Source organism: Halorarum sp. SLYT50, from assembly GCF_059821265.1.
Genome location: NZ_JCAMRW010000004.1, coordinates 23884 through 43283 on the forward strand (window position 1 = coordinate 23884; position 19400 = coordinate 43283).

Sequence of the window (19400 nt, forward strand, 5' to 3'; positions counted from 1 at the left end):
ATGTGGGCGTCCGGTAATATTTTCTCCCCCGGTTTAGACCGCACTTCGCTTGTACTCGGCTCTTGCGAGCCAATCCTGATTGACTTCAACGCCCCATCCAGGCCCATCAGGAACAGGCACTGATCCTCGTTGTACGAGTGGTTCGGGTGAGTACATAGTTCCAGGTTTGTTGCCTTCGGGAATTCGGTATTCGAAGGGGTACGGACCTGCATTTTCAATGGCAGCCATTGTGTGAATTGTAAATACCTTCTGGAGCGAATGGTTTGGACCGTGCGGGACGCAGATCAGGCCGGTGTCCGCGGCCATCTCCGCAACGCGTTTCGTGCGAGTCACTCCACCGATATATCCCACATCGGGTTGAGTGATATCCACGACCGGTGTCTTAACGATCCGTTCCCAAGTTTTCCCCCACTGGCCCACCATATTATTTTGTTCACCCCCGGCGATAGGTATAGAGAGTGCTTTGCGAACGTCGGTAGTCCAGTCGAGTTCCCAGTAAGGGCAGGGCTCCTCGTAGTGAACGACGTCGTTTGGTTCGAGTACTTCTTTTCCCACTTCGATAGCTTTCTCCTTAGAATAGGCGCTGTTGGCGTCGACCATGAGGTCAATATCTGGTCCGACTGCATCACGCACGGCGCTCACGACTTCTTCGGTCCGATCCGGCCAGACATCCTCATCAGTCCTGAACGCAAGACGCTTTCCAATCTTGAGCTTGAAAGCTTTGAGTCCACTCTCCTCAAGATACCGTGTACAGATCTCGATCTCCTCTTCAGCAGTCGTCTCTCTGCTCAGTCGTGACCCATAGGCCCTGACCGGATCAGGATCATTCGAACCGCCGAGTAGTTTGCATACAGATTTACCCTGACGTTTACCTCGGAGATCCCAGAGCGCCGTGTCCAACCCACAGAGCGCTCGGAGGAAGAACGTTCCTGGATACTTGTATGGGCGTGGTTGGTGGGAGGACTCCATGATTCCGTTTATTAGTCCCTCGACATCGGTGGGATCGGCTTCAAGGGCGTGTGGCGCGACGTAATCGTGGAATACTTGGGTCGAAATATTTTCTCCGCCTGTCGCTAACTGGCCGATCCCGCGATCCCCATCATTAGTCGTTAATCGTACGATGGTTCCCTCATCCCCCGTGAATGTTTCTAGCCGTTCGATGACCATAACAAGGGACCAGTCTATGAGGTAGTCAGTTTATCGGTGGAATCTTACGCTCGATGCCACGAATGGAGGTCACTACATTTAGCAAAGTCTATCGCGATACGAACCCGTAGTCACTGGAGAGGACGATCCCAAAGGTCCGAATCTACACATCAACTCTACCAAGGATTTCCGCAAGGATGTCAAGAGGGGAAATGCATTGTTGGCTACTGTCAGATATTCGAACCCAAATCAATGTCGGCACTGTCTAGTTAAGCCAGTTTGAGAAGTGAACAGGTCAGTGAGTGATTTAACTAGAATTCTCGCAGACCGACTCAGTGAGTCGTTTGCACCGGATTTTGAAGAATGTTGGAAGCGTGAGCGGCCGGTTGTTTACTCAGAAGACACAAGAGATTGTTCGCCTCTTCGACGTAAATCGTTCGTATCAAGCGATCTTTCAGTGGGTACATCGCGTATCTGATAACATTGGCGACCCGGCGACGGCGCAGCCGTCAAGCGTCGCTGTTGACGAGACCGCTATCAAGATCAACGGTGGGTGGTCTTGGTTGTATGCTTCAATCGACCTCGACACGAAATTGATTCTCGACGTCCAGTTGTTCGAACATCATGGCACCGATCCGGAGGTGCGTTTCTGCATGGGATCCGAGAGAAACACGATCTCCCGGACGCTGTGTTCTCGTCGATCAATTTGGTTATCGGACTCTTCCCCTGCTTGATTAGGGTTGAACGGTCGGGTTGACTATACCGACCGGAACCTCATCGAAAAATGGTTCCACACGCTCAAAATGCGCATCGACCGTTTCCAGAATTTGTGGGTAGGCAGTCGGTCGAGCGCGCGCAAATGGATTGAACAGTTTGTGCATTACTGCAACCATCAGAGGCCGCATCAATCTCTCGATGGAAAAACGCCGGTTGAGGAGGTGCTAAACTAACAGTGCCGGTAAAGACATCGCCCTTCCCGTAGGCGGCGTGATTATTGAACAGGATCCGCCGTACGGTCTCCGGGTCCGCCACCATGCACACGTCAGTTTCGCGCACTGCTCGCGAACACCGACCTTTTGGTCGTACCTCCGATCGAGTACGGCACGAATAGTGAGATGACCCTTGAAGTTGCGGACGACGGTGAGAACCCGCAGGCGTTAGTCGCCAGCCTCTCCGATGAGCCGTCCGGAACTCCTGCTCAACCAAGTCGACGATCTGTCGTTTGAGAGGGCTGAACATCTCCCGCAACTCTGCTGCGCGATCGCGTCGTCGATATCGTCCGCCTCGAAGACCGCCTCACGAAGGTCCGCGAGCGAGAAGCCGGCGTCGGTCGCGAAGCGATCGACCAACTCGTCGGTCAGCAGGACGCGCCGGTACTCCTCGGCCTCGAACAGTTCGTCGCCGTCGAACGTGAACTGGATGTCGTAGTGACGCACGAACACGTCGTCGAACGGCGCTTGCATTGCACTGGCTGCCTCACCCCCCAACTCCCACACGAGGTCTGTGTCGGGCGTCTCGACGTCCTCGCCCAGCGAGAAGCGCGCGATGGGGACCACAACCGGCTCCTCGTCAGGCCCTTCGTTGACGACCGCGACGCCGGTCACACCACAGTCCTCGACGGCATCACGGAGCGTTTCGTCGGCGTCGTGCTGCCGTGATTCGAGGTCAACCTGTTCGTCGGGCGTATCATTGCCGAGTAGTCTCTCGAGCAGGGAGGGCATCTCGTCGACGGCTTTCGTCGGATAGGGCTTGGATGTTGGGGATAGTGAGGTAGGCAGAGGTCACAGCGTCCGGTCATCGCGGTCGACGACACTCGCGAACGCGACGTTGTCCTGCGTGCGCTCGATCCTGACCGTCGGCTCGTCGCCCGGATGTGCGTCGGGCACGATCACGACGTACCCCTCCCCAACCTTCGCGATGCCGTCGCCCTGGTCACCGAGCGATTCGACTGCCACCTGCCGAACCTCCCCCTCCGAGACCGGCGGGCCGTCGGATTCCGAGTCCGTGCGCTCCGACGACTCTTGCGAGGCGCTGTCGGCGTCGTCGCTCGCGTCTGAAACGCGGTCGATCAATGCGACGCGACAGACCTGACCGGGCGAGACAGCGTTGTGTTCAACCTCACGCTTCGGCACCTCGATGACGTACGATCCATCGCGCTCGCGGAGGATCGCGGTATAGACAGCCTGGAGCGACTCAGGGAGATCGACCATTGGTATTCCCCCGTCTCGATGGTCGACGGCTTATCTCCACGGGTCACGCGAAGATGCCAGTCGTATGAAAGAGACAGCTGGCTGTCCCGAAGACCTATATTAATCTCAGCATCATGTTCAGACGATGAATCGCTTCGGTGGCGCTCAAACCGATGACGTGCCTCCCTGGACCCCGTATCATCTACTCGCCACTGTCCTCGCGGTGGTGGTTCTCGTTGCGTTCGGTGGTGACCGGCTTCTGTACGAGACGACCGGCGCCACGGTGGGCTGGCCGCTCCGGTACGTGCTTTCGGGGACGGTTCTTGCCGTGGGCGTGAGCGCACTCGCTGCGTCATATCAGGGTTACACCGTCGCGACCGCGATCCTCGTCGCGTTCGGTCCGATCACGGGGCTCGCGCTGTACCTATTCGGGTACCACCTCATCTTGCCACCGAGTACTGACTCCCCGACGTGGCTCATCTTCATCATCTGGGCCGCTGGGTACGTCACCGTCGGCGTTGTCGCGTATCTCGTCGGGAGCGGTGTGCGGAGGGCGAGTCGACGTCTCAACTGAACCGACGACACAAAGCATATTCCCGTCAGTATCCACCGAACAAGTACAGCGGTGGGCACCGGGTAGGGGTACTCGGTGTGTTGCCCACCATCTTATCACACCGATCAGAGGCATCTCCCTGAGAACGGTCTGCTCGCTCCGCCTCGTCGGGATCAAACGCTCGCTCGTAACCAAGTAGACCCGAGTGTCGTACTGGCTGATGCGTGGCTCGGCCACGTCGAATCAGTGAGTATCTGAGGGCGAGCCGTGTCTCAACCTCGCATCTTACATGCCAATCAACTACTACACTTATAGCATAGAACAGTTACCGTAGCTACATCACGATGGCAGTCTTGGACGACCTCTCCGGGTTCGAATTCGAGGACCTCATGGAGGACGTATTTCGCAACCTCGGGTACGAGCAAGTCAGACAAGCTCGGAAAACCGCCGACGAAGGCCGTGACATTCTCATGGAGGAGGTAATCGACGGCACCCGACGTGCGGTCGTCGTCGAGTGTAAGCACACTGGATCGGTCGGCCGGCCTGTCGTCCAGAAACTCCACTCCGCCGTCGCCACCTTCGACTACAGCGGCCCGAAGCGCGGGATGGTCGTGACGACGGGTCGGTTCACGAATCCGGCTATCGAGTACGCCGATCGCCTCCGGCAGAACGGCGACCAGTTCCCGATCGAACTCGTCGACGGGACGGACCTCCGCGAGATCGCCGACGAGATCGGTCTCGACCTCTACAACGGTCGGATCGAAATCCTGTGTGACGAGACGCTCCGTCCGTACGACCCGGCGGCGTCCATCCAAGTCCCCGTCGACGAAGCGTTCCGCGATATCGACAACATCGACACGGCTGACCTCCCTGCCGCCCACGCGCACGTCTCGTTCCGACCGATGGTCACGGTCACCGCCGACACGAACGCGGTCTTCGAAACCTCCGTCGGCGTCATCCACCAGATCGACGAGCAGTCGCGGTTCGTCGTTCACGCCGATCGGGGTCAACCGACCGTGGCCGATGCAGGAATTGAACAGTTGGTGACTCAAAACCGGCACACGACGATCAGGCTCGACGACGGTCGGTTCACCGAGACGTTCGATACGGTGGATGAAGGTCGATTCGGGCAGACTGAAACGGAGTACAAAGACTGGGCGGTCGACCGGCTCCGGTCACATCACACGACGACGGTGACGTACACGGGCGACAACAACGTCACCTATGACAAGACGTGTGAGCCGAATCTCTCGGACATCTCCGTACGCTCCATTGATCCCGTCTATCTTCCCGAGGTGCGCCAGCTGACGCGCTTGGAGGAGTACTCGTACCCGTACGAGTACTACGCGGCAGGACCGTCACGGGTTACACTCGAAGACGGGATTCACGAGTGCGTCCACTGCGAAACGGCCGGCACGGATGAGCACTACACGTACTGTACCAACTGCGGGAGCATCAACTGTCCGAGTCACATCAAGACCGAGCGACTGGAGGGTGAGCCGGTCTGTACGGGCTGTGCGGTGACCGAGCGGTTCGCGCTGAAGACGAAGTACTTCTACGACGAGACGAACCGCGAGTCGTTCCGTGAGGAGTACGCCGAGATGCCGGTGTACGGAAAGGCGATGGAGAACAAGCCGCTCGTCGGCGGCGGAATCGTGACGACGCTGCTGATGCTGTTTGGGTTACTGCTCTCGGTCGGCGTGGTGTAGCTACCTCTGACACAGGAGCAGACGGAATATGACCCGAGTCTACTTGGAAACCGAGAACACGACTCGGTAGGGGAGCGTCCCACCTTCAGTCTCCTCTAGCGAGACGCTCACGTTGTTCTCAATCACGTACTGGTCGGGGTCAAGGTTCGTCTGATCGATGCGGAATTCACGGGTGACCGTCTCGTCCGGCTCCAAGTCCATCGTCAGTCCAATGCTGTTGATCAACGTGACCGAGTGCCCGTCCGTCTGGACGTGTGAACTCTCCTTGTACGCATCGGTCCACAGGATGAATCGCTCGTCGGGGGAGCCATGCGGATGGAACCAGAGTACACCGAAGGGCTTCGGAGCGCCGGTCATGATCCCGACCGTCGCCTCGGACTCGTTCGTCAACGAGAGTTCGATCCCCGCACCGTCCGAGAGGCTTGCATCCGTCACCGACGCATTAACCGAGACGGGGAGGTCGGTTCGCTTCTCGATATACGTCGTGTAGAACGTCCCATCAAGGTAGACGTACTGGTGGGCGTCAAGCTGGGCGAGAAGCTCTTCCGGCGGGTCGTCGACACGGTACACACCTTCGGTGGTGCCGGCCGCCTCGACGATCGATTGGATCTCCGACGAGGCGGTGGTCGCATCCCAGACCGCGTCGTCAGTCAGGTTGGTCGGGGGGATTCGTGTCGCGGTAACCGTGTACGGCGGATCGGCCTCCTCCTGCTGGAGGCTAAGTTTCACAATATCGCCCCGGAAGTCGACTGCCTCGTACGTCTTGAGGAACTCGCGTATCCCATCCCAGAGGTAGGTCGACTCGTAGCCCTCCTGGAGTGCGATGCGGACCAATCCCGTCATGACCAGCCCATCGTGTGTGACCGCCTCCTCGTATTCGTCGGGAGACGCGATCTCGCCCTCGACGGACTCCTTCTCGACCGTCTCGCCGGTAATCCTGTATAGCGGGAAGGGGTTGGTGAGCCCGTAGTACTGTCCGTCCCGTCGGAAGTGGGGCGTCGACGAGACGAACTTGAGGAGCCATTGGTCGGGGTCCGACGTCTCGTAGCCGCTCTCGATGGCCTGTGTGAGTACCTCCTGTTCACGCTCGGCGTAGTCGGAGAACTCGCGAATGGGGCCAGCAGGCGACGTACCGAGGTCGTTCAGGCGGAGGGCATGAGTGGAGGTGTCGACGCTGTCGATCGAGAGCATTGGGCCGTCAGTAGTTGGTGAGCCTGTGTCGGCTGAAGTGCTCGATTCAACTGGGGACGTGGACCCCGCTGGATCGGACGTGGAAAGACACCCGCTGAGGAGGGTGACGCTCCCGGCGAGTGCGTGGAGGGCTGTCCGGCGGCGCATGGCTCCATGTGGTCACAGTGCTGGTATATGCCTTCTGTGGATGGTACTCGGAGAAACGCGTCTCAGTCGGTGTGAGAAGCGCGCGGAAAATCGATGTTCGAATCCGATGAGGGAGGGCCGTCAGTATCAGCGGCGAACCGCGGTCTTCGTCCTGGATGAACTGGACATGCTCGTCGGTCGACGCGACAAGAAAGATCCTGCCTTCTCACGGCTTCTCTATCAACTCTCCCGAGCAGGTGCGAACGACGATCTAACTGCCTTCGTCTCGGTCGTTGCGATCTCCAATGACACGAAAATGATGGAGGCAGTAGGGAGTCGAGCGTTGAGTTCGTTCACCCCCGAGGACGTTCACTTCGACGACTACGACGCGAATCAGCTGCAATCGATACTCAGGCGGCGGCAAGACGCCTTCTTCGAGGATGTCGTCGATAGCGAGGTGATCCCGTTAGCAGCCGCATTTGCCGCACAGACACATGGAGACGCGCGGAAGGCAATCGACCTCATGCGTGTTGCCGGCGAACTCGCCGAACGCGAGGGCGACGACCGCGTTCGCGAGGAACACGTTCGGAAAGCGCAGGACAAAGTCGAGAAGAACCGCGTTCTTGAGGTGGTTCGTGGCATCAGCACCCAGAAGAAACTCTGTCTGTTCGCCACTGCTGCTGTCGCCGCTCAGACGAATAATGGGTCGGCACGTAGTACCACGGGCTACCGCGTCTATCAATTCCTCAACCGAGTTGGCTTCCAATGCGAGCGCATCAGCCTCATCGTGTGCCGACTCTGGAAGGCGATCGATGCGGGTTCGGACGTCTCGGGCCTCGTATTGGATGGCGTCTTTGCCAGCGATCGTGTAGCCTGCCTCATCGGAGTCGACATTGACACCACCCCGGGCAACACCGAACTCGTCGCGAAGATAGAGACTCAACGCTTCCAAGTCGGCCTCGTCGTAATCGTTCGCCAGTGGGATCATACAGTGTAACGACGCCAGTTCGATCACGAATTGGTTGTTCGAGAGATTGTTCGGGATCCCTCCGGCTACATCGAAGTTTGAGGCTTGGATCGCAGACAGCGGAAACTCCCGCAACTGATCGCCGGCTTTCGTCCCGCTAACCATCAACCAACGTGCGTCAGTGATCACGTGCATGATCCGATATCCACGAGACCGCTCAAGCGGTTCTGGGGCACCAAGTCCGTTGAATTCTGGCGTCTGCTTCGACGCGTGAAACAGAAAGTGCGGCTGCTCTTCTGGTAAGAGATAGCGATAAATGGGGTTATCGTGCAGCCGCTTGCGTCCGATTCCGAGATCAATCTCGGTCAACCGTTCCGGCGTTACGGACTCGTGTTTCGCCTGCTCGGCAAGTTTACGAGCACACTCTATGTCTGCGTCTTTCATGCAGCTTATAGGAATGTAGCCGAGATATATCTATGCTAAATTTATCAATTGTAATATCCCTAAAACCACTAGAGTAGATTCGATTATCCCAGGCTATTTTCAAGCATCGAAGCAAGTCCGAGTTCACCGACCGGTGAGAGATGATCGACCCAGTGTGAGTGACGAGGCAAGTTCCGTGGACTCAGTTACCGTCAGATCGATCATCCGAGCGGTCCTCCATCCTATACGCAATCACTTGGATAATGTCACCGCTATCAAAACCGAGCGCATCCGCCTCGGCTGCAGGGATCGGGACTACCCGGTCGTCGTCAAGCCGCACTTTGAAAATTGCCGACTGGTCCGGTGCGAGTTCGACAGCGCCCTGAGTCAACGCGTTAGAACTCAGTGAACTCGTTCGACTACTGCCTCCATCAGAACTGTCTGATCCGAAGTCACGGACGGCTTGGTTGACGATCATACTTGCGTATTTTCCCGGGTACCAGTCGTTCGATTCCTCACGCGAGTACTCCAAGTCGTCTTGGCTCTGGATCGCGAGCTGGACGACAGTGTCCAGTGCTTCTTGGAAGCTTCCGGCCGACTTTCCCTGCTTCTGTCGATGAATCTGCTTTATTGTCGCTATGATGTCTTCGTCGATATCTGGTCTCGGCATAGAGGAACTCAGGCGTTCACCCGGATAAGGATAACTACTTCGCGTCCGAGAGTACGGACATATGGATGCTGCTCTTGTAGCCATCTGTTCTCACCGGGTCCGACATACTGTGACACACCCGGCCCACAATTTGCTGTGATATGTTGAATTAACCGGTTCTATGGCTATATCACTCAATTAATTATCATTTATATCTAGTAAATATCTATCACTCCATGTCCATTTGGTCGTACTGGGTACGGATGAAAGAACGGTCTCAAATTAGGATCCGGACTAAGCCCTGGAGCAGCGACAATAGGCGGAGCCAGTATACACACACGACTAGCCAAGGATGGGAGCCGAAAAATAAATGATGTTCCACCCCACCCTCCCTGGACGGACTACTGGGTTAGACCTCCGAGTGGGGAGAGACCCAAAGACGCACCGCTCACCCGACTTCTCTGTGACGGCCTCTCCCCCAAGCGAATACCCTCGACTGGACGAACTCTTTCCGTCGGCGAAGCTCACGCCAGACCCATTCAAGCCGACAGATATGCGCTACTGGACTCATACTGGCCAGAGTGCTCGCTATGTCGACGCGGAACGACTGATGAGGGAAGCAGCGGCAGTTATCTACACTCCCTCGGGCGAGATCGGCGACCAAGGGGTCCATATCGCCTGTCGTATCAGCCTCGTCGACGCGGAGCAGCGAACTCCAGATGGAATCGCAGCACATCATCGAGAGTCCGTCTTCGCAACGTTCGATGGAGAGCCGGACCAACCTGTCTACTCTGACTGGGTCACGTCCGAACTCAAGCAGCATAGCGCACACGACCACGAGCGAACGACGTACTACGTTCGCCGCCCTCGATTACTCCTTGATGGCCTCTCCTCGTCGGTCGAGCGGCCAGTAGACGAGAGTGCAGTCGTGGTCCAGTCGACCGACTGGGGATTGATTGAGACAGGTGCCTACCTTACACCGGAACCGGATTCGGGGTATGCGCAGGAACTGGCCGAGCAACTCGCCGATACTGTCACCACAGATGCTCTGCGATACAGTTGCCCAGTGGAGCGTGACAAATCGAACGACTCAACGCGTGGCAATGACAGTGAAGATCAACATCGGTGGGAGCGATGACAGTCGAACAAGAAGAGGAATCTCACCGTCCAGAGAGTATCGTAACAAAGCGTAGCACGGGGACCAAGATGAGAGTCTGAAGCTCGTTGAGGAGTCAATTCCCTCTGATAATGAGCCCTTGACTTACCCAATCGAAAAACAGGACCGAATTCGGAGTCTAGATCTCATCATCCCAGATCACGCGATCAAGCAATACGTGAGGAGGATGTACGATGAACCCGCAGACTACGTCAACAACTCGCTGGAACGTCTAGCACGCAACGAGATCACCGAAACCGCGAAGAACCCGGACAGAATCTACCATAAGAAAGAGAAGATGCCACCGATCTATATTCGTGGTCGGTTAGCTGTCGTGATGGATGAGACGAAAGGAGGTAGCGGCAACGTTCTCGCGCCTACTGTCTATCCCAGCGATGTCTTCGCTCAACCCGGTGACGGGTAGAGACGGAAACAGGGAGCTAAATAACAGCCTTCTTCTCGCGTGGCTTCTCTCCTTCCAAACTCGCCTTGAGCACTGTGACGACCTCAACTATTGTCATATTTTCGTCCATCACTACGTCGGCGCAGGCTTGATTGGTTAAGCTCCTTCCCGTTTACTCCGGCTCCGTTTCTGCCCAACGGTCGTCGATCCGTTGATCGAGGGCGGCGAGCACCGTCGCTGTGACATCAAGCGGGTGTGTCGATTCGAGTGTGAGATCACGACACGAGTCGCCGGTCGGCGGTTCATGGAAATGGAGTCGGGCATTGTGAGGGTTCGGATGGGAATCCCATCGGCACTCCCACGTACTCTCGACTGCCGTCTCGATATAGTGAAACGAGAAGTCATCATGCTCGAACCAGCGTACGTCGACCCGCACCGCCTCGACAGTGGGTGGGTATCGCTCAGTATCCAAGAGCGCACGGAGTAGTCGCGGCTCATAGCTATCAGGCTCGAACTCGGTCGTCGCGACGATTGGATCGTCGGCAAATCGCCGTTCGAGCAGTCGGAGCGTCTGCCGGTCCGGGGGGCCTGTCGACGGGTGGTCGTCGGCCGATGACGTCATCTACGCCGAGAGAAGCCGACCATCGTTCTGTGCCAACTGTCGTGCGAACTCGTAGAGCCGGATATCGCGGTCGATCGACTGCCACTCACTGAGCGCCGTCATCCGATCGTGGATCGCGTCGTGGTCGGCTCCCTCAAGAGCCGAGACCGTCGCTGGGTCGACCGCATCGAACCGTTCTTCGAATGTCTCTCGACGACTCTCGAGGTCGCGTACGCGTTCGATGATCTCGTCGACCGTGAGATCCTCCGCGATCCGACTCGCTTCCTGCCACTCGAGATAGCCGTCGTTGCGTTCGTAGCGTGCCGGGCGACTCTCCTGGTCAGCACGGACGATCCCCATCTCCGACAGTCGGTCGAGATGTTTCTTGGCTGCATTCGGCGAACACCCCGCGATCTCCGCAATGTCGTCGTACGGGGTCAGCTCGGTAATCCCGAGGATGGTTTCATACACCCGTCCGAACGTGTCGGTCTCGTCACGCCACCGTTGACGAACGTCGTCGACTGCCGCCTCCGGTGGAGCCGGGTCGAACTCAGACATACACGTTGCTACGCACCTGTGCGCAATATATTTTCGTATCTCTCAACTATCTGTGCGAAGTCGCATATGTAGTTTGAAGTTCTGGCTCACCAATATACGAAGTCGCGATGGTCCCCCCAATCGACTACGATATTTCTGGAATCGATCTCTCAGACGATCGGTACACGGTCGAACAGAGTCTGATCCGGAACAAGTACAGAGCTCTCGATGCGGCCGGGAACACAGTTCTTCGAGGTAAACAGAAGATGTTCCGGATGAAGGAAGAGTTCCCGTTCGTCGACGCCGATGGGACAGAGGTGTTCACGGTGAAGGCCAGTGGTATCATCGACGTTGCCGGAGACTACCTGCTCTCGGATGCTCAGACCAACGAGCCAATCGTGATGTTGGATAACGACTTTTCTGTCCTCCAAGACACGTGGACGATTCGTGATCCGAGCACACGTTCAAAGCTGGCTCAGATCACCTCCCGAGGTGCGATGGCTACACTGGCACGCCGATACGTCCCCTTCGGTGCGTGGATTCCCCACAAGTACGAGATTACTGACGCCGACGGCAATCACGTCGGGACGATTAGTGGACAGATATCGATTCGAGATCGCTACGAAATTACGATCGACGATGCGAGTACTGTCCCAAAGGAGCCGATCATCGCCGCAGCGATGGTGATCGACGCGATCCAAGGGAACTGAATCACGGAAAATCCTTCACAACCTATCGGATCCCTCGCTAATGTCAGTGTAGTGCAGTACTTTGCCTTGAGAAATGGCCTTTGTTAATTCGTCAACGTTTCTGAGAGACACACCTCGCACTGAATGAGTTCTACCTCACCCCCAACTAGAACTGGCGTTCTTGATTTGACAGTAAACAGTAGTGGGACCACCCTAACCAGTGTTGCCAGTAATGGCGTTCTTTAAGTTCCACACACCCTCCACAATTGCCAGTAATCAACGTAACTAGTAGGGTGGGGCGCAGGCAACTCCACCTCTGCTCTAGCTACTTTCCATTTGTGAGAGTACTACGGACTAATTAGATCCGCTATATAATAAACCATCGCCAACTACAAGGAGAGCGTCACCTGCCCCTCCACTACCTGATCAAGTTATTGGCAATAGTGGAGTGTGTGTGTTTTATAAACAACCGAGATATTGGCAATACTGGTAGTAGTGGTGGGTTAGTGGTGATACTGGATCCCGTGGTTTTATGCAGTCTCCTCGTGTGGGGCTTCCACATGGGTCGGTTCAACCGGGAATCGTTCATCATCCAGGACAAAGACGTCCTCCGGGACGACTACCAGCCGGAGACCCTCGAGGAACGAGACGAGGAATTAGACGAGTACGCGACCGCTCTCCGCCCGGTTATCCAGGGGTGGCAACCGAACAACGTCTTTCTCTACGGAGTGACAGGTGTCGGGAAGACCGCTGCCACCCACGACCTACTCGAAGAGCTCCAAGAATCCGCAGAAGAGTACGATGATGTCGACCTCAACGTTATCGAGCTCAACTGTACCGGCTGTACGACCTCCTATCAGGTAGCCGTTAACCTTGTCAACGAGATTCGCTCACCATCTCACCCGCTCACGACGATCTCATCCAGACGAGAACCGATGAGTGAGACCGGGTATCAGCAAAAGCGGATCTTCAACGAACTCTACAACGATCTCGAGTCAATTGGTGGGACGATCCTCATCGTTCTCGACGAGATCGATAACATCGGCTCGGATGACGATATTCTATACGAGCTTCCACGAGCACGCTCCCAACTGGATCTGGGCGTCAAGCTCGGTGTCATTGGCATCTCGAACGACTTCAAGTTCCGCGAGAATCTTTCACCGAAGGTAAAAGACACACTCTGTGAGGAGGAAATCCTCTTTCCGCCCTACGACGCGGACGAACTCCAAAACATCCTCCAGCAACGAGCGGACATCGCCCTTCACACCGATGTCCTTGACTCGGATGTCATTCCACTCTGTGCAGCGTTTTCAGCCCAAGATTCCGGGTCGGCACGGCAGGCACTCCGACTCCTCCGAAAGGCAGCCGATATCGCCGAAAACGAGGCTATGGCTGAAGGTGAGGGCACGATAGCCGAAGAACACGTTCGCGAGGCGGAACATCAGATACAGCGCCAACAGGTCGTCGAGGGGATGCACTCACTGACACAGCAGGGACAGTACGTACTATTGACCGTCTGCCAGCTCGCAGCCGAGGGTGACACCCCCGAACGGACGAAACTAATCTACAAGCGATACCAAGAGGTACTGCGAAGTCACGGGGGCGAACCGCTGAAGCGGAGACGTGTCCACGATCACCTCTCCGATTTGAGCCTCCATGGGATCCTCCGACTCGTCGATTCGTCAGGGGGTCGCGGTAACTACAACGAGTACGAACTGGATGTGTCGCTCTCGTCGGCGCTAGATGCACTCGAAAACGAGTTTGGAGATCTGAGTGATATTCGCGAAACCGCCGAACAGCGTCGGGTTCTTGAGTAGTTGATGGAACCAATGCTACCAGTACTGCCAGTACCCTCTCCACTTCTGCCAGTAATAGGGCAACCGGGGGTGCCAGTTTATCCAGTACCCTCTCCACTTCTGCCAGTAAACCCATCTCGCCATTCCTCGTGACGAATTGCTCTAACCACCGTTGCCAGTTCCACTAGAAGTGACTACGCACGGCGATTTTACTGGCAATTGTGGAGTGTCTGACGGCAGAGAGGGGATCGGAGTCTTTTGATTAACCAACAGAACCACTTATCTGTTGGTTAATGAGAAGGGAGGTCAGTTGTCTCCAGAACAACCAAGAAGAGTATCCTCCCCTATCTATAGGCCTGTCTACCGTTTTGGAGCGAGGTCAATCACTGATTGGGGACTGAGTATCGGCTCGCACTTCACACAGCATATTAGTAACTCTATCTCCTGCTGAATCGTCTCGTCTTCGACCACGTCTTTCTCTACGCTGAGGTACTCGGAGAGGCGAGCGAATCGCTCTGCATATTGATTGGAGAGGTGCAATGAGACAGACTCACGTTCGTGCTCGCCTCTCTGACTACTGCCCCACGAAGGTAGCTGCCAGTCATCGGCACCGGTCGCCTCATCCTGTTCGTGAACGTCTCTGGCCCACGCGCGGAGTTCACAGGCGTATCGGGCCAACCCGATGGCCTTCCGAACACCGTCGTGTGCAAACGTTTCAGACTCGTCGGGAAGAGTCACAGAAACGCGCTCAGCATGCTCCCCACCATCTCGCTCAGTCCACGAAGCGACTAGCTCTAGGCTCCCGTCAGGAGCTGTTCCTTCGAGCCGGACGAGAACGACACCCCCGCGCGCTTCTCCGTCCTGCTTAGCTGACGGGAACAACGTTCCGACGTGCATCAGTCGATCCGTCGCGGCGTCCGCAGATGGTGATCCATGGACCGCGGCGATCTCGTAACCGTCGGCATCGAGTTCGAGGTTCAGATCGTACACGAGCGGCGTGACCATATACTCGAACTCCTCACCAAGTCGGTGCTCGAATTCCGACGCCGAGTGGATGAAGTAGTGATTCGCTCCGCGGATGCCCGACAACGCGTCAGCCAGTTCGGCGTTCGCGTCTAGCCCCATTCCAATGAACGTCGTATGAATTCCGTCAGCGGCCGCATCGGCGAACAACTGCGTGAGCCCGCTCTCATCGGTCATTCCCACGTTCGGCATCATATCGGTCATGAAGACGACGCGCCGTTCAGTCTCAGCCGAGTAGCCGTCCTCGTCGAACAGATCGATAGCTGTCTCGAATCCCTTCGATAGATTCGTTCCACCGCCGGCAGCGATGTCTCGGATGTGACGCCTGATCGCGTTCATGTCCGTACGTTCGATGTCCCGAAGCGGTTTTGCGACGTGTGCGCGGCTGTTGTAGAGGACAACACCCAGTCGGTCGTCGTCGCGCAACTGCTCGGTGAGCGCGCACAGTGACCGCGTCGCCGCCTTCATCTTGGTCGTCGCGTCGTTTTTGACCTCGCGCTTGCGACCGTGTTCGTCATAGTAGTACGCGTTGAACGGACTGCTCATCGACCCCGAGACGTCAAGGACGGCGACGAGGTTGAGTCGTGGTCGCTCGAACTCGGAGACGGAGAGCGTCGAATCCAGTCCGACGGAGAGGTACTGTTCAGTGTCACCGGTGAGGGGGTGTTCACTTACGGCAGCGGCATACCGGGGCGCGAAGAGCGCATCAGACTCCTCTCGATTCCCCGTCTCGAAATAGTAGTCGTAGAACAACCCTTCGTCCGCGATAGCCTCCGGTTGAGGCGTGTAGCCGTTTCGGATGTTTTCTCGGAAGTTGACCACGTCCTTCGCCCCGCCCGTTGCGAGCCCAAGCGTCTGGTCACCGCTAGTCGACGGAGCGGCGGGCGTCTCGTGTAGTACTTGCTGGTTGGTGAATTGACGGCGGAGATCAGAATCCTGTGAGTGTTCGTGCGCATCGACGTGTCGACCGCAGGATTCACAGACGCAGTCAGGTGGCTGAACTCGAGGCCCCCGACCGTTCTGCATTGGCGTCCAATCGTCGACGATACCGGTGTTGTCTCGAACCCGACTGACGGATGTCTCTGTATCTACCAGCCCGAATAGTCCGTCAAGTTCTAGCTCTTGGGTTGCCTCTACGACGGCTGGACTGGCCGTGTCGACAGCCCTCCCTCGTCGAAGCGTACCCTCACAGTGAGGGCACTCACCGAGACTCTCATCTGCCGAATCGATGGGAGCCGCTCCCAAGAGATTCGCAAATGAGTACGTAGCGCCCGACTCTAAATTAGGGAGCTCGTCAACGTCAGGAGCGACGAGGAGCGTAAACTGCCTGTCAGAGTTGTCGGTAACTAGCAGCCGAGCAATATCGTCTATCGACTGTTGGCTGTTGAAATCGACCGTAATGTCGAGACGAGTCCGCTCTTCAAGGTCAGTGTATAGCGTGGTCATTGGAGGGAAATGAATTTGTTGTTCAGTAGTTACCGAATAAATACTAGTATTTATGTCTTCCTCTGGTTAGGACCACTCTCATCGTCTCTTCTAAGTCTATATCTCTGCGTTAAACGTCGTCTGCGCAAGTCTACCGAAGGACTAAACCGACTTATTTCTCGGAACTCCTTTGTTCAATAGAACTAGTCGGCGACAATACTAAATGGACACTGTCTGATATAGAAATATGACACAGCAATCCTCGTCGATCTACGATCTGTTCATCGATTATGATCAAACTATGGATCTGCCTATCAATTCGATTGGGGACTACCAGGCGATGCAACAGATCGCAGAGGGGAACTTCGAGATGCGAAAGAGAAAGCTCGGAGAAGTCCTCTCTGATCGAACTTTCAACGTCCCCGAGTACCAACGACTGTTCTCGTGGGAGGAGAAACACCACCGCCAGTTGTGGGCGGACCTCCAGCAACTGATCGATGCAGATCTTCGACCGGGAGAGACTGAGGTTTCTGACGTTTTCTTTAGTTCGATGTACTTTGCCGTCGACAACGAAACTCACACCCACGAGATAATCGACGGGCAGCAACGTCTAACTTCCATCCATATCCTACTTCGGACCATACTTGAGGAACTTCACGACCTCGGGGGCGAACCATTTGAGGAGGAAACGATCGAAACGCTACGGTCGAATAGCGCTAGTCAGATCAAGTCAGTTCTTTACAAATATCAGGACGTGATGATGGGAGAGGTCCCGCGCTTGACGTTGAACAAGCATGATGACGATGCTGAAGACGACATCGGATTCTTCGAAGCGTTGATTTCTGGGTCCGAAATGCAACTCACCTACCTGTGCTCAGATGATCGCGAGTACGTCGACGGGCGACGCGGCGATGCGACTCGTATTTCGGATCTGGTTGAAGCATTCAACATCGAAGATCAGATCCTTGAAGAGCGAAATCCGGACCAAGCAACGCTTGAGAGATACATTCCAATCTACGATTCGAATTGGCGACTTCTTGAAGCGTACAACTTCTATAAAGATCGGATTGAGGAGGTTGTCCAGAGGAGAGACGACCCAGACAGCAAAGCATTGGCACTAATCAATCTCAGCCACTATATTCAGCGGTCGTACCATATTGGCGAGTTCATCATCACGAATGCAGCACCGGATTTCCGGATGCAGATATTCGAGATTCTCAATGATCGGGGGCTTGAGCTTACGAAGATCGATCGTATCCGAGCTGCTGTAGTGAATGCATTCTTCGATGCAGAAGATCGTCAAGAGTATATCGACAAGTGGGAGGATATCGTCGTCGCGTTCGCTACAGATGATGACCAGATTGATGAATACCTCTCCGTCTACTTGAGTATCGTTGATAACGAAGTCGATACAGTAGGTGAAGCGAGCGCCGAACTCACCAATGCGTTCGCAACTCGGAACCTCGAGTCTGATGTCCGGCCCCGCCTGCGACGGTTAGAGGACGCTCGGGCGTTCATCGACCATGCGCATGAACTCGTCTCCTATTATACGGATATCACGAATCCCGCGCTGGAATCGACGACTCTCGAACTCACAGAACACCGGGATCGATGTCAAGAGGTTCTCATTAGATTGAACGACCAACAGATGGACCAATGGCGTCCATTCATACTGTCACTCTACCATCATACGGACACCTCGTCGAATGGGGACGGAGAGCAGCTCTACAAAGCATTGAATGCTGTTGAGAAGCTCAACTTCCGACGGCTATTGGTAGGTGAAGATCCGAACATCTTCCAGGAGGTCTTCCTCGAGGCAGTTCACGGCTTCTCTCTTTCCCCTGAGGCAGCTGACGAGGACGACCTCTATGAACGGTCACGGCAGTATCTCATCCGGGAGATGCGCTCTACAAACCCCTCCCTGTTCTCCGATCGCTTCTTAGACACTGTTACGCAGGCCCAGTCGTGGAATCCACAACATGCGAAGCTGCTCTTCGGGAAGATTGCTAATCAGCATTTCCGCGAAATTGGAGCGATCGTCGATCGGCGACTAAACATGGGGAGCATTCATCTTGAGCACGTCCTCCCACAGAGTCTGGTTCACGATGCCGACGATCCGGTGTGGCTGACCCACTTCTTCCAGCTGGATGATACGGATGTCGAGATCGCTGATGCGATCGGCCAGTATATCCGACTCATCCAACAGCCAGATGAGGAACTCGACGAGGATCAAAAACAACGGCGTGACAATATTGAGGAGTTCATCATGCAACGGTTTGTAAATGACATTGGTAATTTTGTTCTACTCCGCGATAGTGATAATATCAGTGCTAGCAACCGACCCCTCTCCGAGAAGATGCCTCAGTATTTCGATAGCCAAGATGATTTCATTAGTATCTATCCGAATCGTTATTTCACTCCTGATGAGGGGCCAGTTGACGGAGAAAAGCTTGAGCGACTACTCAAGCAATGGGAAGAGCTCCAAGGGGAAGATCGAGATACTATCGATACAGAACTAACCGAGTACTTCGATTCGCTCTGGACGTACGAAGGGCTCAAAGACCGTCGTGTTGACCTACTACTTGACATTCTTGATAGCGTTGAGTTTGACGAACTCAGCGACGAATTTGGGATGGAAGCAAATCCGAAAGAGGTGCGGAAGCAGGTTCACTCCCAGACCGAACAGGAGTTCGAGAAACGGCTGTCGATGCGCTCTCTCTAGCTGCTGAGCATGCCTTGATCGACCGGATTGTCAAAATCTATCAGCGACCTCCACCGAGATTCGTGAGCTCCGGTCTGAATACACAGTCCAAGCGC

Annotated in this window: 15 protein-coding genes and 2 pseudogenes; 9 read left to right on the top strand and 8 right to left on the bottom strand. The window is 55.7% G+C overall.

Annotation, left to right across the window (positions count from 1 at the left end):
- Positions 1 to 33: 33 nt before the first annotated feature.
- Positions 34 to 1167 (bottom strand): mandelate racemase/muconate lactonizing enzyme family protein, encoded by a 1134-nt coding sequence (locus tag AC6RUA_RS18755; protein WP_499816129.1) that lies wholly within the window; start codon positions 1165 to 1167, stop codon positions 34 to 36.
- A 295-nt stretch (positions 1168 to 1462) separates the two neighbouring features.
- Between AC6RUA_RS18755 and AC6RUA_RS18760 the strand changes: the two are divergent.
- A pseudogene (locus AC6RUA_RS18760) lies at positions 1463 to 2096 on the top strand (IS6 family transposase).
- Between the two features lie 207 nt (positions 2097 to 2303).
- Here the strand turns inward: AC6RUA_RS18760 and AC6RUA_RS18765 are convergent.
- Positions 2304 to 2867: a hypothetical protein gene (locus tag AC6RUA_RS18765; protein WP_499816130.1), complete on the bottom strand. Its 564-nt coding sequence runs from the start codon at positions 2865 to 2867 to the stop codon at positions 2304 to 2306.
- Between the two features lie 60 nt (positions 2868 to 2927).
- Positions 2928 to 3356, bottom strand: a complete 429-nt coding sequence (locus tag AC6RUA_RS18770; RefSeq protein ID WP_499816131.1) for a TRAM domain-containing protein — start codon at positions 3354 to 3356, stop codon at positions 2928 to 2930.
- 124 nt (positions 3357 to 3480) lie between these two features.
- On the opposite strand from AC6RUA_RS18770, the gene AC6RUA_RS18775 reads away from it, so the two are divergent.
- Both AC6RUA_RS18775 and AC6RUA_RS18780 read left to right on the top strand, forming a co-directional pair.
- Positions 3481 to 3909: a hypothetical protein gene (locus AC6RUA_RS18775; RefSeq protein ID WP_499816132.1), complete on the top strand. Its 429-nt coding sequence runs from the start codon at positions 3481 to 3483 to the stop codon at positions 3907 to 3909.
- Positions 3910 to 4232: 323 nt separating this feature from the next.
- The gene (locus AC6RUA_RS18780; RefSeq protein WP_499816133.1) at positions 4233 to 5597 is read left to right on the top strand and encodes a restriction endonuclease; all 1365 of its coding nucleotides are present in this window, start codon (positions 4233 to 4235) and stop codon (positions 5595 to 5597) included.
- Positions 5598 to 5636: 39 nt separating this feature from the next.
- On the opposite strand, the gene AC6RUA_RS18785 is transcribed toward AC6RUA_RS18780, so the two are convergent.
- Positions 5637 to 6935: a DUF8130 domain-containing protein gene (locus AC6RUA_RS18785; protein WP_499816134.1), complete on the bottom strand. Its 1299-nt coding sequence runs from the start codon at positions 6933 to 6935 to the stop codon at positions 5637 to 5639.
- Between the two features lie 136 nt (positions 6936 to 7071).
- On the opposite strand from AC6RUA_RS18785, the pseudogene AC6RUA_RS18790 reads away from it, so the two are divergent.
- Positions 7072 to 7662: pseudogene (locus AC6RUA_RS18790) on the top strand (cell division control protein Cdc6); the annotation flags it as partial.
- An 844-nt stretch (positions 7663 to 8506) separates the two neighbouring features.
- Here AC6RUA_RS18790 and AC6RUA_RS18795 read toward each other — a convergent pair.
- On the bottom strand, positions 8507 to 8974 hold the full coding sequence (locus tag AC6RUA_RS18795) for a hypothetical protein (protein WP_499816135.1): 468 nt from the start codon (positions 8972 to 8974) through the stop codon (positions 8507 to 8509).
- Between the two features lie 589 nt (positions 8975 to 9563).
- Here AC6RUA_RS18795 and AC6RUA_RS18800 point away from each other — a divergent pair.
- Complete coding sequence (locus AC6RUA_RS18800) at positions 9564 to 10091, top strand: hypothetical protein (protein ID WP_499816136.1); 528 nt, start codon at positions 9564 to 9566, stop codon at positions 10089 to 10091.
- A gap of 205 nt (positions 10092 to 10296) precedes the next feature.
- Positions 10297 to 10533: a hypothetical protein gene (locus AC6RUA_RS18805; protein WP_499816137.1), complete on the top strand. Its 237-nt coding sequence runs from the start codon at positions 10297 to 10299 to the stop codon at positions 10531 to 10533.
- Between the two features lie 151 nt (positions 10534 to 10684).
- On the opposite strand, the gene AC6RUA_RS18810 is transcribed toward AC6RUA_RS18805, so the two are convergent.
- Positions 10685 to 11134, bottom strand: coding sequence for a toxin-antitoxin system TumE family protein (locus tag AC6RUA_RS18810; RefSeq protein WP_499816138.1), 450 nt, complete (start codon positions 11132 to 11134; stop codon positions 10685 to 10687).
- A complete protein-coding gene (locus tag AC6RUA_RS18815; RefSeq protein ID WP_499816139.1) occupies positions 11135 to 11671 on the bottom strand; it encodes a DUF7342 family protein in 537 nt (178 codons plus the stop codon).
- A gap of 107 nt (positions 11672 to 11778) precedes the next feature.
- Between AC6RUA_RS18815 and AC6RUA_RS18820 the strand changes: the two genes are divergently transcribed.
- Both AC6RUA_RS18820 and AC6RUA_RS18825 read left to right on the top strand, forming a co-directional pair.
- A complete protein-coding gene (locus AC6RUA_RS18820; RefSeq protein WP_499816140.1) occupies positions 11779 to 12360 on the top strand; it encodes an LURP-one-related/scramblase family protein in 582 nt (193 codons plus the stop codon).
- Between the two features lie 539 nt (positions 12361 to 12899).
- Positions 12900 to 14156 carry an orc1/cdc6 family replication initiation protein gene (locus AC6RUA_RS18825; protein ID WP_499816141.1) on the top strand — a complete coding sequence of 419 codons (1257 nt, stop codon included), beginning with the start codon at positions 12900 to 12902 and terminating at the stop codon, positions 14154 to 14156.
- A gap of 339 nt (positions 14157 to 14495) precedes the next feature.
- On the opposite strand, the gene AC6RUA_RS18830 is transcribed toward AC6RUA_RS18825, so the two are convergent.
- Complete coding sequence (locus AC6RUA_RS18830) at positions 14496 to 16604, bottom strand: vWA domain-containing protein (protein ID WP_499816142.1); 2109 nt, start codon at positions 16602 to 16604, stop codon at positions 14496 to 14498.
- A gap of 226 nt (positions 16605 to 16830) precedes the next feature.
- Between AC6RUA_RS18830 and AC6RUA_RS18835 the strand changes: the two genes are divergently transcribed.
- Positions 16831 to 19305 carry a GmrSD restriction endonuclease domain-containing protein gene (locus AC6RUA_RS18835; protein WP_499816143.1) on the top strand — a complete coding sequence of 825 codons (2475 nt, stop codon included), beginning with the start codon at positions 16831 to 16833 and terminating at the stop codon, positions 19303 to 19305.
- Positions 19306 to 19400 lie beyond the last annotated feature (95 nt).